Here is a 17,171-nt window from a genome sequence, read left to right as displayed (position 1 = left end):
CCCTTAAAAAATCCTATACTTAGCGATCTTATAAGCTAGCCAATATCCACAAACCACCAAAATAAAACTGATGACTGATCTGAATAATCCTACTGCAGTGGCATAACTAAAGTCACCGTTTTGAAGACCTACTCGATATACATATGTATCGATAATATCACCTGTTTGATAGACCAAAGGATTATATAGATTAAATATTTGATCGAAACCAGCATTCAAAATACCACCCAAAGATAATGTTCCTACTACGATAATAATCGGAAGCATAGAGGGTATTGTAATATAGATTGTTTGTTTCCATCTGTTTGCTCCATCCATCAGTGCCGCTTCATACATATTTGGATTTATAGAAGCAATAGCTGCTAAAAATACGATTGTATTAAAGCCAAATTCTTTCCAAATATCACTTATAATCACTACAAATCGAAACCATGTATTGTCTCCTAAGAAAAAGATAGGATCAATATGTAGTACTGAAACTAATATATTGTTGATTAATCCTCCTTCTGGTGACAACATATCTATCAAAATACCACCCAAAATAACCCATGATAGAAAGTGAGGCAGGTATACAATTGTTTGGACCGTCCGTTTGAAAGTCATTTTATAAACTTCATTTAATAAAAGGGCAAAAGTGATGGGAACTAACAATTGAAAAATAATTTTTAATACTGAAATTACAAGTGTATTCCATATCACTTGCTTCGCATCAGGATATTCAAGCATTGTTCGAAAATGTTCTAATCCAACCCAATGAGAATTAATGAATCCTAACCAAGGCTTATAATTTTGAAAAGCCATAACAAGGCCAAACATCGGTCCATATTGAAAAATCAATGCGATTATAACAGCAGGAAGAAGTAAAATGTGTAATGGCCAATTTTTCTTTAAATTCCATTTTTGTTTTTGGGTTTTAGTAGTTATAATTTGTTTTTTCATCGATCCTGTCTGTATTTCCAAATAAAACCCTCCTTCAACACAAATCAGTAAATCTTTTAGAGTGCGGATTATTACTATCCGCACTCTATTAATATCATTTATTTTCCACTGACGGATTTATACCATTCGTTAACTTCTTCTGTCATCTTGTCACCACCACCTGCTTTCCACTCTTCAACAAACTTATCAAAATCACTAAGTGGTGCTTTCCCATAAACAATTTCACTAAAGGTCTTATCCTGCATTTTGCTTAAAAACTCACCTTTCGATGTCTGGGTTTTTGTAGGTGGACCTGTAAATAAGTTTTCGATACGGTGCTCGTTTTGGTCAGTAATAATAGCTGCAGATTCTAACCATAAATCGCCTCTTGCCACAAGAATATGTTCATAGGCAGTTCCCGGTTTTTTCTCTCCTCTGTGAAATTGTTTGAGAAGATCATACATTAAAAATGGAGCGTCAGGGATATCTCCTAGTAAATTATATTTTCCAGGGTTAACCCAACCACCAGGTATTTCATCCTTGTCATACACTGGTTTCCCATCTTTCATTACATAGTCATACCCCTCATGCATTCCATTTTCAAAATACTCCGATTCCCCTAATAAGTATCCATAAATAGCATCATAATATTTGAAAAAAGCATCTAAATGCTTAAAGTCTTTATTAAAGAGAAAAGCACCTGTCAAATACCCTTCACCATAACGCCCAACGTTGCCATCTGGACCACTAGGCATTGGATAAGCTTTTACAACCGCTCCCGGATTGTTTTTTAATAAGTCTGGTAAAGGCCAATCGGCGGCCCATGGAGGAGCAGCAGCAATCCCTGACTTTCCGGAAACAAAACTTTCAATCGCTTTCTCTTCATCTAAAATACCTACTTCTCGATCTAGGTAGCCCTTTTCAAACCATTCGTTTAATTTTGCCAACCCTTGTTTTATAGATGGTTGGATGGATCCATATACTAATTTACCGTCCTCATCTTTGGACCAAAGTTTAGGGAGATAATCCCCATAAGCTCCAAAAATCCAACTTCCGTCAGCCATCCAAGTAGCTAAATTATATTTCATTGCAAGCGTAACGCCGATTGTGTCATCTTTTCCATTTCCGTCTGGATCTTGATGAACGAAAGCGTCCATTATTTTTTCAACATCCTCAAGTGTTTCTGGACCTTTCAAGTTTAATTTATCAAGCCAGTCTTGACGTATCCATAAAACTGAATCTGAACCGTTTCCACCAGAATATCTTGGAACTCCATATCTTTTCCCATCAACAGTTGAAGTAGTAAATCCTTGGGGGAAATCTTCAAAAAGTTTTTTTATTCTAGGTGTTGCATACTTTTCTATTGCTTCATCTATAGGTTGCACTAAACCAGATTCGATTAAATCACTAGCCAATTGTCTATCTCCGATTAACATTACGTCGGGTAATGGTTCATTAGCGGATAATGATAAGCGAATTTTATTATTGAATTGGTCACCTTCGCCAGCAACAATCCAGTCATATTTTATTTCAATCCCCAATGCTTCCTTTGCCCATTTATTATGGACATTGTTATGTATGTCCTCATCGTTCTTAAATTTTACATCCCCTGTATTAAGTCCCCTGCCTGTTGTAATGGTGACCGGAGGATCAAATTTTCCATTTACTAATTTTGATTCAGTATTTTCTTCATTTTCTTTTGTATTTGATTGCTTATTGCAACCGAACATCAAAACTGAAGTGAGTAAAAGAAGTAGAATTAATGAGATATTTTTTTTCATGTTCATCCCCCTTGTTTTTTAAAGCGTTTTCATTATTGAAATAAAAGCCGATAAGAATCCTCCTTTTAAAAAATTGTTAATCTATTCATTATCTTACATGCTTTCATAGTGGCTAAAAATAATAGAATATTAATATTCATATTACTTTATAAACTATTTAAAAAAATCTCCACACTTTGTTAAAAAGAGAGGAGATTTATTTATTTAATTATTTATTGTTTTACTCTATTCCAAGACAAAACAACTCTAAATCCTCCTGACTCAGGAACAAATAGTTCTATTCCTGATCCTGTTCCAAAATAAAGCAATAATCTTTGATGGACATTCCAAATACCGTAATTGTTTCTAGTGTTTATTGGAGAACTTACTTTACCTTTCAGGTCGTTTAATTCAAAAGGGTCCATTCCAACACCATCGTCCTCAATCACAATTATGTTTTTCTCGCTAACAATTTTTCCAGTGATGTTTATATTTCCTTTACCAACTTTTGGTTCAAGACCATGAACGATAGCATTTTCAACAATTGGTTGTATTATTAAGCGCAAAATCTTTTCTTCTTTCATATCCTCTGGAATTGAAATATTAAAACTTATTCTGTCCATTCGTAATGTGTATATATTGAGATAATTTTCAATAAGATTGATTTCATCATTTAAAGTAACTAAATGCTTGTCTACCCTTGTTGTATAACGGTAATATTCTGCTAAATTATGTACCATTTCATTTAAAGCTTTTTGATTACCCAATTTAGACATATTTTTAATAAAAAATAAACTATTATAAAGAAAATGAGGATTGATTTGGGATTGAAGTTGTTTTAAAATCGCTTCCTTGGATCTTACTTCTTCTTCATACACTTTTTCAATTAATATTTGAATTTGTTGAGCCATCTCATTATACGATTTAATTAAATACGCAAATTCATTCTTTGGTAAATTAGGAATACGTACTGAATAATCCCCTAACCTTATACTATTTACACCATGAATTAATTGATTAATAGGAACGTGAACATGTCGGTATAAAATAAATGCTGCAAATATACCAGTAATTAATAAAAGTCCTACTGAAAAATAAAATAAATTCCTACTTGATTTAATAGGCGCCATTAAGGTATCAAAAGGTGCATAATCTACTAAATACGAGCCCAATCTATTTGAATATACATAACTAATCATATAATTTTTATTGTAAATCTTTACGATTTTTTCATTATTTTCATTTAGAGGAATATCTTTCTGTAATTCACTTATGACTGCCCTAACCATTTCATTATTTGCAGTACGACTAGTAATAGGGGGATCTTTAAGATTATAGAAAAACGGATCATTTCGACCAGTATTTTTAAACTGATCTAACCTCTCTTGTAAAATACTTTCTGAGAAACTTATCCCAATTACTAAATTTACTTCCCTTATTTTTGAACTCTTTGACCAGGGCTCAACTGAATACCATGAAAAATAGTGCTGTTCTTTGCCATTAATAATAACCGTATGATGATTCCACCTATTTTTTTCGCTCTCATATAAATTTTCGATGTTAAAAGAAGAAGCTGTCGTTGAGATTAACTCTTTAGAATTAGGTGAATAAACTACAATTTCATTTTTCCAGTTATTTGATATGTTTTGTTGCTCTATTGTTTTAATAGCAGCATCTTTTATTTGAATATAATCCATGGGATCTTTAACAAGATGAACAGTTTTAAAATCTTTAATACTTTGTATTCTACCTAATGTCATTGTATTCATTGCTAAGTTATCCATATTCATTTCTACTTGATTGACAAAAAAGGATAACTGTTCTCTATTTAAACGCTTAATTTCTGTGCTAGCAACATTATTACTAACATGATTTGAATAAAAATATAAAACTAAAACTGGGATTAACAAGAATACAATTAGTATCGCAACTTTGGTGAATATATTTCCTCTATTCATATACAATCCCTACCTATTAACACAATTGCTTTCATTATAATATCAAACATTCGACAATTCATTACTTTTCGAAAAATCCAACAAACAAAAAAAGACAAAGATTAAAATCTTTGCCTTATTAAAAATTTGCATTTGCTTTTTCATTGCTTAAGCTTTTAAGAGGTCGATCATACAAAAAGGTTAGAATTAGTGAAATGAATAAAAGACCAATCATACAATAGAAAAGTGCGGTCATTCCTGTTAAATCAACAATCATTCCCCCGAGAACTGGTCCAATCATTCTTCCTCCTGTAGCAGTACTATTTACAATCCCTTGATAAAAACCTTCTCTTCCTTTTGGAGCTAATTTATCTGCAACTGTCGGTACAACTGGCCAGACAAGCATTTCACCTATCGTTAAAATAACCATTGCAGCAAGGAACCCCTTAAATTCATTTACCGTACTAGCTAAAACGAAGGAAAGAATAAATATGATAAAACCAACAAGCATTTGCCCTTTTAACTGTTCCCCATACTTTCTTAATGCTCTTTGCAGTAAAGGTTGGGCTAGAACGATTAATGCTCCGTTAATAGTCCAGAGCAAACTATATTGTTTTAAAGTAATGTTAATCTCCTGTGTGTAGGCAGCAATTGTAGATTGCCATTGTACATAACAAACCCATCCTAATAAATAGGCAGAACATAAAATTAAAAGTGCATAAAACTTATTTTTACTTTTTAATGTTTTACGTTCTTGGAGTACATTTGTTTGAGCTAACTGATTTCCTGCCAAATTTTTATAGCCAAAAAGGGCTAAAAATAAAAAAACGACATACATGGATAAATTTGCTAGAAATATATAATCAAAGGAATAAAAAGCGACAAAACCTCCCAGTGCAGACCCAATCGCTACTCCGGCATTTTGAGCAACATACACTGCATTAAAAGCTTTTCGCCCTCCTTCTTTCCAAACAGCCCCAGCCATGGCGAACATAGATGGAAATACAATTCCACCTCCAAAACCGATTAACGCCAAAAAATAAACATAATGCGGCCAGCCATGCCACAAGGTTAACCCGGTTAATGAAACAACAGAAATAATGATTCCAAGCATAATTGAACGATATCCGCCAATTTTATCATAAAGTATTCCGCCGATTAAATTCCCCACTACACTTGTTGCAGAATTCAACATTAGAACTAAACCAGCTACAAATAATGATTTTCCTAAATGCTCATGCATATAAATCGCATTGAGCGGCCATAAAAAAGAGGATCCTGTTACATTCACAAGCATCCCGATGACTAACAGCCATAAAGCTTTTGGCATGTTTGTCTGCACCCTTTCCACGCTTATATTTCGTGTACCAAACAATTCTATGCTTTTATGTAGGTGCTGGCAAGTACATGAAAAAATAAAAATAAATTCAGTTAATTAATGATAAAAACAATATTAATTGTGTTATTGCTGATTATATTATTTAGCGAAATTCTTTTACTATTAATGTAAATTTCATCTATATTTAGATAGGGAAATAACTGATTGAAAAATCCGGCACTGTATAAGTGCCAGATTTCCTTTTTTAATGCCAAGTGCTATATAGCGGATGATCGTGGTTTTGGAGAATCATTTTGTTTTGCAACTGCTGGACTTTTAAGCGAATACGATGCAATTGTTCTCGTTGCTGTGCATTTGAGCTATCGGTTAGTTTTTCAAGCTCCAATACCGCATTTTCCAACCCTTGCTGAGCCTCACTGAATTCTACGTCATAGTAATGTTCCTGTTTTTTCGCTTCAGTGAATTGATCGTTCGCGTAAAGAATTGCTGCCTCACAACGATTAATACAGTCATCAATTGATTGGCGAGTTGCCACTGACAATCCTCTCCTTTCAACCTTTCCCCCTTGAGACTGTCCCCAAAAGGTCATGTTTAGTTTGTTCTTTTCCGATTACGGTTATGTTACAATTTTTTGTATGTTGAGTAAGGAGTTGGATACTTTGTCTTTGGAAAATATACTTTCTTTTGCACGATCAGTTCTTGAAAGGGTCGTTAAGCCTGGTGATATCGTTGTAGATGCGACGATAGGGAATGGACATGATACACTTTTTTTAGCAAAGCTAGTGGGGGAAAATGGACATGTATATGGATTCGATATTCAAAAGGAAGCATTGTCCGAAACCCAAAAATTACTTCATTCGAACGAATTATTCCATCGTGCGACCCTTTTTCATACTGGTCACGAACATATATTAGACGTCATTCCTAAAGATAAACATCACCAGATAAAAAGTGCGATTTTTAATTTAGGATATTTACCAAAAAGTGATAAATCTATTACAACAAGGCCAGAAACAACAATCTCGGCTGTTCAGCAAATTTTAGATGTTATGGCACCTAAAGGAATCATTGTTCTTGTCATTTATTATGGTCATTCTGGAGGAAAGATTGAACGAGATGCATTGCTTAGGTACACATCAAACTTAAACCAGAAAAGTTTTCACGTCTTGCAATACTCGTTTATTAACCAAATTAACAATCCTCCTTTTATCATTGCGATTGAAAAAAGATAAATTAATAAATAAACAATCGGCATGCCAATCTGCATAAGGTTTGGTATGTTTTTTTATTCTTATACAAATTTGCATTTAAATTAAAGTAATATGTGTTAAAATGAACACATAAGTTTGTGAATTGTTTCACTAAAAAATCTTCAAGTGATTGGGGGATAAACATGAAAAAGGTAATTATTGCCGGTGGAACGGGTTTTATTGGTACATACTTTGAAAAAAGATTTAATGATATAGGTTACGACGTCAAAATCATTTCAAGACACCCACATAATATTCAATGGGATGACAAAAAAGCAATTGTAGAAGCATTAGAAGGATCTGAACTATTAATAAACCTTGCTGGGAAGTCAGTTAATTGTAGATATAACGAAAAAAACATGAAAGAAATTATGAGTTCTAGAATAAAAACGACAAATATTCTCGGCAAGTGTATTTTGGATTGTAATAATCCTCCTAAAGTTTGGATGAATTCAAGTACTGCAACCATTTATCGACATGCTGAAGACCGACCTATGACTGAAGAAAATGGAGAAATTGGCACAGGATTTTCTGTAGATGTTGCAACGAATTGGGAAAAAGAATTTTTTAGTTTTAATTTACCAAAAACTAGGAAATTAGCATTGCGAACCGCAATTGTGTTAGGTAAAAACGGTGGTGTGATTATACCATATCGAAATTTAACGAGATTTGGACTTGGTGGCATCCAAGGAAATGGTAAGCAAAAATTTAGTTGGATTCATATTGAGGATTTATTTCAAATCGTTCTTTTTCTTAATAATAGAAATGATCTTGAAGGTGTATTTAATTGTTCTTCCCCCAATCCTGTTAGTAATGCAGAGTTAATGAAATTATTAAGGGAGGAAATGAATGTAAAGATTGGTTTACCTGCACCAAAATGGATGCTGGAAATAGGAGCAGCAGTAATAAGAACGGAAACCGAGTTAGTCTTAAAAAGTCGGTGGGTACTCCCGGAAAAATTAGAGAAAGAAGGATTTATTTTTACATACAATACGTTAGATAAAACATTACGAAATATATTATAAAACTTAAGCGCCTGGTGGATTATACTCCTTCCAAGCGCTTTATTTCTATTTTGCCGTCAAGAACCTCCCTGAATCGCTTACCAATTGCTGTAGCCGTCTATAGAGCCTTCCATTCCAATAAAAGAAATAACTTGTGACTCCGCCGTGCTTCATGATTTTTTTCGCAAGCGTTCTGACATCCTTTTGTTCGTTAACTTTTCTATCAGATAAGTAAACTCCAAGCAGACCACGGTTAATGAGCTTATGAAATTTTTTATCGGGCAAATTTTTCGTATGCTTGTCCGCTTCGTCTAAAAAGTGAATAAAACGATTCAGCATTTGCTCTTTATCCTCATAATAAAAACAAAAGTTTAAGTCTCCTCCTGCGCGATCTTCATCTTGATCAATGAAATAATCGAGCAAGATATGCAACCCTTGTATATAAGGAAAATATCCTTCACGAATCATTTCTGCATGTTTTTCCTCAAAATCATTTCTTAATGCATACGAAATTAAGCAAAAGATCCCAAGAGTAGACCCAGAGCAAGCTGAAAATTCATGCCATCCCATCTCCGGCAATAAATCTTTGTATTCAGCAAACCATTCTTTTAATCGATCTTCACGTTCTTCCCAACAAACATGTTTATGTATTTGCAAATCGCAATAATATTGACATAGTTCAAGAAGAAATGGTTTAACTGCCTCATAATGAGGTACGGTAGCTAAAACATTCTGACATGTTTGAACAAGCTCCGTTAAATAACCGCCGTCTTCTCTCTCTGCACGAAAACGATAATATTGTTTAGGTTCTTCACCAACCGTCAGTGCATCTTTCATAGATTCATGTAATGCAGCAAAATCTTTTGGATCTAGTGATGTACTACGGTCACAAAGATTATCTAAATAGTCACTAATCGTTTGATAAGCAACAATAAATTTTATCGCGGATTGCTTCTCATTATGAGCAGTAAGTGCCATAATAGCTCCACCCTCACAGTGGAAGGTTTTATGTTCAATACTAGCAATTGCTTGCTGCCTTAATTCCAAATCAGGAATAGCAGCCGCACGCTCCTTCCAATACGCTAATTCAGAATGAACAGCAGGCATTATTTTTCGATAAACTTGATTCATTAATGCTATTGGATGCGATGGTAAAGACATCTTCCAATCACCTCATCATCAATGCTCTCTTATTCTTTATATTCATTATATCCTAATTGACGGAGCCTTAATTCTACAAAGCTTTTTGCATAATCAAAAATATGTTCTCTTTCAGGCTCGTTAAAAATTTCATGGTAACAATATTCCCATTCTTTATAATGTTTTTCCGAAATCTTTAACTGATTGAACCAATCCATGACATCCATCTTATTAACAATTTTATCATCTCCACCTTGGAGAACCAATAGAGGCACATTAGGAAACTTTGAAAGTTTTGTAAATGCCATCTTCATCGCCTTTAAAAGTTCACGGTACCATCGAACAGAAACTTTTGTTACATATAGGCTGTCATTTAAAGCTCTTTCCTTAACATCATCATTTCTAGTTACTAGATCGATATCTAAATGGCTACTAACTTTTAACTCAGGAAGTATCCAATTCAGTCCAACAGATAGTGCATTGATTGGAATAGGTGGATACTCTACAAGTCCTAAACATGGAGAAGATAATAAGACTCCATCTATCTTAACATCCATATTTTGAAGAAGTCTAATAACTGTTAGACCACCCATACTATGTCCAAGGAGAAAAATTGGCAAAGCAAAGTTTTTAGCCTCATTTATCCAATTAAGGACTTCTTTTATATATTCATCAAAAGAGTCTACATGGCCACGACTAGATCTAGTTGTAAGGCCCTGTCCTGGCAAATCACCCATAATGACATGAAAACCGTTTAGCCTCCAGTTTTCAATTAGCCAACCATATCTTCCATGATGCTCCATTGCTCCATGGACAATCACAATTACGGCTTTTGGGTCTTGATAAGCTTCCCATTTTCGCACAAAAACCACCTCAAATAATGATACACATATTTTACCCACTTTTTCATACTTAAAAAATTTTCGACAACCATATTGGTCTTTCTGCAAAAATCTATATAATTTGCTACACTAGAATAAGTATATATTGGAAGAGGCGATTACATTTGGCTATTTACCCTTATCATGGAAAAAAACCTGACATCCACCCATCCGTTTTCTTAGCAGACTATTCAACGATTACGGGAGATGTCAAAATTGGCGCGAATTCAAGTGTTTGGTTTAATTGCTCCATTCGCGGTGATGTTGCTCCTACTATTATTGGTGAAAAAGTAAATATTCAGGATAACTCAGTTCTTCATCAAAGTCCAAATAATCCACTCATTATTGAAGATGAAGTAACAATAGGTCATCAAGTAATTTTACATAGCTGCAAAATAAGAAAAAAAGCATTAATTGGAATGGGTTCTATCATTTTAGATGGAGCTGAAATTGGAGAAGGTGCATTTATTGGTGCAGGTAGTTTAGTCCCGCAAGGTAAAATCATTCCCCCTAATTCACTTGCTTTTGGTCGGCCTGCAAAAGTAATTAGAGAATTAACTGATGAAGATGTAAAAGATATGGAACGTATTTCAAGGGAATACGTAGAAAAAGCAAAGTATTACAAATCACTACAAAAAGACTGAAAAAATGTAATTATTTTCCGATGTTATAGAGGAAGGCTATTTTCTAGCGAAAAAGCCCGGAAGGCTATTTTCTAGCGAAAAAGCCCGGAAGGCTATTTTCTGGCGAAATGGACCAGAAAACTGTTTTCTAACGACTAGCAATTATTAAAAAAAGGTGATTGATTAATATGGAAACACTGCAGTTCATATCGATAGCATGTGCTGTCGGTGTATTCATCTTACTATTTATTAAATATAAAAGACATATATTTTTTTCGGGATTTATTTCATTTCTAGTTATCGTAATTTTTGGAGCGACCATTTATTTTTACGGAACAAATAGAACCTATAGTGAAAAAACTGACGATGCTCCACAAAATGTTCAAGCAAGTAAGTCAAAAGAACAACAAGAAAACTTAGCGATTATTAAAATTGAGAATAAAGTTCTGATTAATGCTCCAGTTATTAAGCAATTTCCTGAACTTCCACGCGGATGTGAGGTTACTGCATTGGCAATGCTTTTAGGCAGTGCAGGTGTAGAAGTAGATAAAATGACACTTGCGGATGAAATCAAAAAAGACCCGACACCTCGTACTGTTAAAAATGGGGAAATCCACTTTGGAAACCCGCATAACGGATTCGTAGGCAATATGTATTCTTTCAAAGAACCAGGGCTTGGAGTATACCACGAACCTATTATGGAGCTAGCAAATTCTTATTTACCCAAAAAAATCGTTAATCTAACCGGACAATCTTTTGATGAACTTAAAATTCCACTATCAGATGGCCGTCCTGTCTGGGTTATTATTAATTCTCAATATCGAGAATTAGAAGATTCATATTTTCAAACATGGCACACAAAATCAGGAAAGGTTCGGATCACCATGAAGGAACATTCCGTCCTTATAACTGGTTATGACGATCAATTTGTCTATTTTAATGATCCGTTAACAGGGATAAAAAATAAAAAAGCACCCATAAAAGATTTTGAAAAATCTTGGGTGCAAATGGGCGGCCAGGCGCTCACGTATTCATATTAGTGAGCGTTGGCTGTTTTATATTGATTTTGAAAGTCGTATTGATTTTCCATATAGACAGAATGCCATACCATGAACACGACGACCGTCCAAATTTTACGGCTATAATCCATTTTTCCTTGGCAATGATCTTCAAGCAAATTCAGAACATACTGTTTGTTAATAAGATGGTCTGTATCGCTTTCTTTAATAATATTTTTAACCCAATCGTGCATTTCATTTTTCAGCCAATGACGAATTGGAACAGGGAATCCTAATTTTTTTCGATTTAATACATGATCCGGAACAATTCCTTCAGCCGCTTTCCGAAGTATGTATTTCGTCGTACCTTCCGCTGTTTTTAGACTAGTTGGGATATTGGACGCCACATTAAAGACCTCTTTATCAAGAAAAGGTACTCTGAGCTCTAATGAATGAGCCATTGTCATTTTATCTGCTTTGAGAAGAATATCCCCTCTCATCCACGTGTGTATATCAATATATTGCATTTGGTCCACTGGATCATATCCAACTGTATCAGCATATAAAGGTCTCGTTATATCACGATAATCGATGCTCTCATTATAAAATTTAAGCAAATTTCTTTTTTCTTCTTCTGAATACATTTTAGCATTTCCGATATAGCGTTCTTCCATAGGAGTAAGTCCACGTTCAATAAAGCTTTTCCCTTTCACTCCTTCAGGCAGCACTTTAGCAAGACCACGCAGAAGTGACTTTCCAACAGCAGGAATTTTATTAAACATTTCCAATGATTGTGGTTCTCTATAAATATTGTATCCACCGAATAATTCATCCGCTCCCTCACCAGAAAGAACGACGGTTACATGCTTTCGTGCTTCTCTCGCTACAAAATATAAAGGAACACAAGCTGGGTCAGCAAGTGGATCATCCATATACCACATAATTTTCGGTAGCTCTTTCATATACTCATCTGGAGTAATGACATAGCTGATGTTTTCGACTCCAAGCTTATCAGCTGTTTCTTTTGCCACATCAATTTCACTAAAACCGTCTCGCTCGAATCCAACGGAGAACGTTTTAATGCTCGGATGGAACTGTTTTGCGATGGATGCGATAATGGATGAATCGATTCCACCTGAAAGAAAAGAACCAACTGGAACATCACTGCGCATATGAATATTTACAGAATCAAATAATACGTCTTGAATTTCTTTAATAAATTCTTTTTCAGATTTATTGACTGGATGGAACTGAGCCTTCCAGTAACGAGAAATCTTTAATGGTTCGCCCATTTTTTTTATGAAGTAATGACCTGGCTCTAGTTTTTTAATGCCTTTTGTCATTGAGTCTGGCTCGGGAACGAATTGATATGTCATATATTGCTGTAATGCGTCACGATTTAAGTCGTTGTTCTCAATTGCAAGTAAAATACTCTTTTTCTCTGACGCAAAGTACGTTCGATTATTTTCCTCATAATAGAAAAATGGTTTAATACCAAATGAATCACGAGCACCAAATAGCTGTTGATTCTCTTTATCCCAAATAAGGAAAGCAAACATACCACGAAGCTTTTCAACAGCTTTTTCCTTCAATTGGCTATAAAGAGCAATGATGACTTCTGTATCTGAAGCTGTTTCGAAAGATAATCCTTCTTTTACAAGTTCATCACGTAGTTCTACAAAATTATATACTTCACCATTAAAAATAATCCAATAACGTTCATTTTCATATGATAATGGTTGTTTGCCACTTTCAATATCGATGATACTAAGCCTGCGAAAACCGAATTGTATATGTTCATCTGTAAAATATCCTTCATCGTCCGGTCCACGATGAGTGATTATTTGATTCATTTGTTTAAATAATTCTTGATCAGATTCGCGGTATTCCATTGCCTGATCATGAACGCAACCGATAAAACCACACATTTCCTTGTCACCTACTCTGTTATATTTCAAGCGCAATTTCTAGCATCAATGCGTTGCATACTTGTTAATACTATCATTATTTTATCAGTTTTTGCAGTAATATTTACAAAAAAAAGAGCCGTATTTTTTATACAGCCCTATTTTACCCAATTATTATGTTATTGCTGTGCCGATTTTCTAATGGCTTCAGCTTTATCTGTTCTCTCCCAAGGCAAGTCTAAATCAGTACGACCGAAATGACCATAAGCAGCTGTCTGCTTGTAAATCGGACGGCGAAGATCTAGCATCCGAATAATTCCAGCAGGTCTTAGATCAAAATTCTTTCTAATCGCTCCGACTAATACTTCTTCAGAAACGGTTCCAGTGCCAAATGTATCAACTGAAATAGAGACAGGCTGAGCAACACCAATTGCATATGCAAGCTGAACTTCACAACGATCTGCAAGGCCAGATGCTACAATGTTTTTCGCGACATACCGAGCAGCATATGCAGCAGATCGGTCAACTTTTGTAGGGTCTTTTCCTGAGAAAGCTCCTCCGCCATGACGTGCATATCCACCGTACGTATCAACAATGATTTTTCTGCCAGTTAATCCAGCGTCACCTTGAGGACCACCAATAACAAAGCGGCCTGTTGGATTAATAAAATATTTCGTCTCGTCATCAATCAAATCCGCAGGAACAACATGTGAAATTACAAATTCTTTAATATCATTTTGTATTTGTTCTAACGTAATATCAGGATTATGTTGGGTTGAAATAACAATCGTATCAATTCGAACCGGATTGTTATGTTCATCATATTCAACTGTCACTTGCGTTTTTCCATCTGGGCGTAAGTATGATAATATTTCTTCCTTACGCACTTCAGACAATCTTCTAGACAATTTGTGAGCCAATGAAATTGGAAGCGGCATGAGTTCTTTCGTTTCATTACATGCGTATCCGAACATCAGCCCTTGATCTCCTGCTCCTATTGCTTCGATTTCTTCCTCAGACATTGAACCTTCACGAGCTTCAAGAGCTTGGTTAACTCCAGCTGCAATATCAGGTGATTGTTCGTCTATTGAAGTAATAACTGCACAGGTTTCTGCATCAAAACCATATTTCGCACGAATATATCCTACCTCTTTTATTGTATCTCGCACAATTTTGGGTATATCAACATAGGTAGAAGTTGTAATTTCTCCAGCAACTAGTACAAGACCAGTAGTGACTGATGTTTCACAAGCAACACGTGCATTTGGATCATTTGTTAAAATGGCGTCTAAAATAGAATCCGAAATTTGATCACAAATTTTATCAGGATGCCCTTCTGTTACAGATTCAGATGTAAATAAATGGCGTGTTTTAGACAAAATGTTTCCTCCTTTTATCAGTATGGTTTCCTTATATAAGTAACGGTACTCAATTCCTTAATGATTAAAGAGGTCGTAATGATGAAAAGGCATTAAATCACCTTAAAATAAGAAAAACCTTTCCTATTTTATACATTGAGGAAAGGTTTTGTTATCATCCGAGCCTTTCACTCTTATCGCCCAAGGCAAATGCCCTGCAACAGGTTAGCACCTTGCTTCCTAATTGTCAGTAGGTTGCTGGGTTTCATAGGGCCTGTACCCTCCACCATCTCAGGATAAGAGTATCCGTTCAATCTAAAATAATAGCGCAATGAGTGAGACATTGTCAAATAAGATAAACATCTTTGTTTAACAGAGGACTATAGCCAGTAGTCAAATCAAAAAAAGGTAAAATAGTCCAAATATTATGTACCCCAATCTATCCTGTTAAAGCTATTTTGTGTAAATCTTTCGCTAAATTGCATTAGTTTTTGCATTTTTTCTTAGCTAAGCTTTTAAAGTTTAAATACCCTACAAGTAAAGTATCAAACTCCAATTATTAGACTGATTTAAAGTAACAGTATAGAAGGGCCTAGTTTTTATCGTTTCCTGATAGCAGACTCTCGTCTCTAGGAACATTAAGGAATTTAGACCAGAGAGATAGGGATATAAAGCTATGTGTTGTGTTCTTATCTATTTATTTCAGATATGCGAACACGATTCAGACTGGATACATTTCTCCAGTCATTTCAGCCTCTAATAAGAAATGATGAATGATAGTTGGTCCTTGTCACACATCGCAAACCCACCCTACATATGCTATTTTCATTCACTATAGGAGGATTTATCTAATTACTTGAATGTAAAGCCACAAGTTGATACAAAATGGTGGTTGTTTCATTTTCCCATTCTACTTTTTTTATTATTGCAGTAGCATGGTAATCGCTCTCTTTTGAATGTCGAACTTCGATAGGAATATCAATTGGGTATAGTCTATAACCATTTTTCTCGAGAGTGAAAAAATTATCCTTTTGCCTTTTTTCCTTTCCTTTCGTCACGATCATAGTGTTCATTTCAAACGGCATTCCCATTCTTGATTCCCCCTTATCCTTTCCACTTATTATATATCACATCTTTGCTTTTTCATCCAAAGACATAGGTCTCGAACTACTTCTCGATTAATAGCAGGTGGAAAATAATGAGTAAAGTTTTTAAAATACCACGCTTCTACTTGCATTCCAAGCGATTGAAGCCTTTTTTCAAGACGCCTTGCATGTTCAACCGATACGTTATTATCAAGTTCACCGTGAATGATTAGAACAGGAGGTTTCAATTTTTCCAATTCATATAGCGGTGTTCGGGATTCATATTCATCTGGCTCCGTTTTAGGTGAACCTCCAATGACCCGTTTCATCATTCTTCTCATATCTTTTCTTTCCACATATGTAAGTGAAAGATCCGACACTCCTCCCCACGTTACTATAGATGCAGCCTCAGGAAATTGGATAGCTGTAAAAAGTGCCATTACGCCGCCTCTAGAAAATCCAAAAATATGAACCCTGTTTTCTTGAACATTTGGGAGGTTTTTTAATAATGTAAATGCGGAAAATGCATCATGTCGATCATCACCAGCAAAATCCTCATTCCCTTCTCCCCCACGATTACCTCGATAAAATGGTGCAAATACAACAAATCCTTCTGAAGCAAATTGAGCAATTCTTGCTGGTCTTACCATCCCTACATTCTTTATTCCACCTCGCAAATAAAGAAATCCCTCATATATCCCTTTCTCTATTGGTTCAGCAATTAAACCTTTTACTTTTAAGCCTTGAGACATATAAGTGACTAAAAAAAGTCGGACAAGCGGGCTTGGAGATGGGAAATGCTGTTTATCGATAATAGTTCCATCCATATAACATTCATCCTTCATTAATAATATCTATTTTTTTAGCCGTATAAATACTCATCAACACTCAAACTGCAATCCTTTTTGTGACATTTCTAATTCAATTGTTTGTTTTGGAAAAGCTCTTCTTCTTTTATTATAGGCTATCAC

General features: G+C 34.9%; 15 protein-coding genes and 1 riboswitch. Of the genes, 4 read left to right on the top strand and 11 right to left on the bottom strand.

The window, feature by feature from the left end; translation table 11 throughout:
• Positions 1 to 3 precede the first annotated feature (3 nt).
• The 5 genes from MT489_RS18955 to MT489_RS18935 form a co-directional block, all read right to left on the bottom strand.
• The gene (locus MT489_RS18955) at positions 4 to 939 is read right to left on the bottom strand and encodes an ABC transporter permease (protein WP_244683236.1); all 936 of its coding nucleotides are present in this window, start codon (positions 937 to 939) and stop codon (positions 4 to 6) included.
• A 98-nt stretch (positions 940 to 1,037) separates the two neighbouring features.
• On the bottom strand, positions 1,038 to 2,699 hold the full coding sequence (locus MT489_RS18950) for an extracellular solute-binding protein (protein ID WP_244683126.1): 1,662 nt from the start codon (positions 2,697 to 2,699) through the stop codon (positions 1,038 to 1,040).
• A 212-nt stretch (positions 2,700 to 2,911) separates the two neighbouring features.
• Positions 2,912 to 4,636, bottom strand: a complete 1,725-nt coding sequence (locus tag MT489_RS18945; RefSeq protein WP_244683125.1) for a sensor histidine kinase — start codon at positions 4,634 to 4,636, stop codon at positions 2,912 to 2,914.
• Between the two features lie 118 nt (positions 4,637 to 4,754).
• Positions 4,755 to 5,945 (bottom strand): MDR family MFS transporter, encoded by a 1,191-nt coding sequence (locus MT489_RS18940; protein ID WP_244683124.1) that lies wholly within the window; start codon positions 5,943 to 5,945, stop codon positions 4,755 to 4,757.
• A gap of 253 nt (positions 5,946 to 6,198) precedes the next feature.
• Positions 6,199 to 6,489, bottom strand: a complete 291-nt coding sequence (locus MT489_RS18935; protein ID WP_244683123.1) for a YtzC family protein — start codon at positions 6,487 to 6,489, stop codon at positions 6,199 to 6,201.
• Between the two features lie 124 nt (positions 6,490 to 6,613).
• Here MT489_RS18935 and mnmM point away from each other — a divergent pair, with 124 nt between their 5' ends.
• On the top strand, positions 6,614 to 7,186 hold the full coding sequence (mnmM, locus tag MT489_RS18930; protein WP_244683122.1) for a tRNA 5-(aminomethyl)-2-thiouridylate-methyltransferase MnmM: 573 nt from the start codon (positions 6,614 to 6,616) through the stop codon (positions 7,184 to 7,186).
• Positions 7,187 to 7,347: 161 nt separating this feature from the next.
• Complete coding sequence (locus MT489_RS18925) at positions 7,348 to 8,229, top strand: TIGR01777 family oxidoreductase (protein WP_244683121.1); 882 nt, start codon at positions 7,348 to 7,350, stop codon at positions 8,227 to 8,229.
• 45 nt (positions 8,230 to 8,274) lie between these two features.
• Here the strand turns inward: MT489_RS18925 and MT489_RS18920 are convergent, their stop codons facing one another.
• Together MT489_RS18920 and MT489_RS18915 are read right to left on the bottom strand one after the other, a co-directional pair.
• A complete protein-coding gene (locus MT489_RS18920; RefSeq protein WP_244683120.1) occupies positions 8,275 to 9,369 on the bottom strand; it encodes a tetraprenyl-beta-curcumene synthase family protein in 1,095 nt (364 codons plus the stop codon).
• 29 nt (positions 9,370 to 9,398) lie between these two features.
• On the bottom strand, positions 9,399 to 10,211 hold the full coding sequence (locus MT489_RS18915; protein WP_244683119.1) for an alpha/beta hydrolase: 813 nt from the start codon (positions 10,209 to 10,211) through the stop codon (positions 9,399 to 9,401).
• Positions 10,212 to 10,354: 143 nt separating this feature from the next.
• Between MT489_RS18915 and MT489_RS18910 the strand changes: the two genes are divergently transcribed.
• Complete coding sequence (locus MT489_RS18910) at positions 10,355 to 10,873, top strand: gamma carbonic anhydrase (RefSeq protein WP_244683118.1); 519 nt, start codon at positions 10,355 to 10,357, stop codon at positions 10,871 to 10,873.
• Positions 10,874 to 11,040: 167 nt separating this feature from the next.
• Positions 11,041 to 11,892, top strand: a complete 852-nt coding sequence (locus MT489_RS18905) for a C39 family peptidase (protein WP_244683117.1) — start codon at positions 11,041 to 11,043, stop codon at positions 11,890 to 11,892.
• Here MT489_RS18905 and asnB read toward each other — a convergent pair.
• From asnB to MT489_RS18885, 4 genes are all read right to left on the bottom strand, one after another.
• Positions 11,889 to 13,778 (bottom strand): asparagine synthase (glutamine-hydrolyzing), encoded by a 1,890-nt coding sequence (gene asnB / locus MT489_RS18900; RefSeq protein WP_244683116.1) that lies wholly within the window; start codon positions 13,776 to 13,778, stop codon positions 11,889 to 11,891. The two genes, MT489_RS18905 and asnB, sit on opposite strands and share 4 nt — an antisense overlap.
• Positions 13,779 to 13,936: 158 nt before the next feature.
• Positions 13,937 to 15,136, bottom strand: a complete 1,200-nt coding sequence (gene metK / locus MT489_RS18895; protein ID WP_244683115.1) for a methionine adenosyltransferase — start codon at positions 15,134 to 15,136, stop codon at positions 13,937 to 13,939.
• Between the two features lie 170 nt (positions 15,137 to 15,306).
• Positions 15,307 to 15,418, bottom strand: a riboswitch (SAM riboswitch).
• Positions 15,419 to 15,963: 545 nt separating this feature from the next.
• Positions 15,964 to 16,206, bottom strand: coding sequence for a DUF2584 domain-containing protein (locus MT489_RS18890; protein WP_244683114.1), 243 nt, complete (start codon positions 16,204 to 16,206; stop codon positions 15,964 to 15,966).
• A gap of 29 nt (positions 16,207 to 16,235) precedes the next feature.
• Positions 16,236 to 17,027: an alpha/beta hydrolase family protein gene (locus MT489_RS18885; RefSeq protein WP_244683113.1), complete on the bottom strand. Its 792-nt coding sequence runs from the start codon at positions 17,025 to 17,027 to the stop codon at positions 16,236 to 16,238.
• Positions 17,028 to 17,171 lie beyond the last annotated feature (144 nt).

Source organism: Lederbergia wuyishanensis (genome assembly GCF_022900255.1).
Lineage (GTDB): Bacteria > Bacillota > Bacilli > Bacillales > Bacillaceae_C > Lederbergia > Lederbergia wuyishanensis.
The sequence above is the reverse complement of the archived record's forward strand: the minus strand, read 5'-3'. Positions and strand labels throughout refer to the sequence as shown.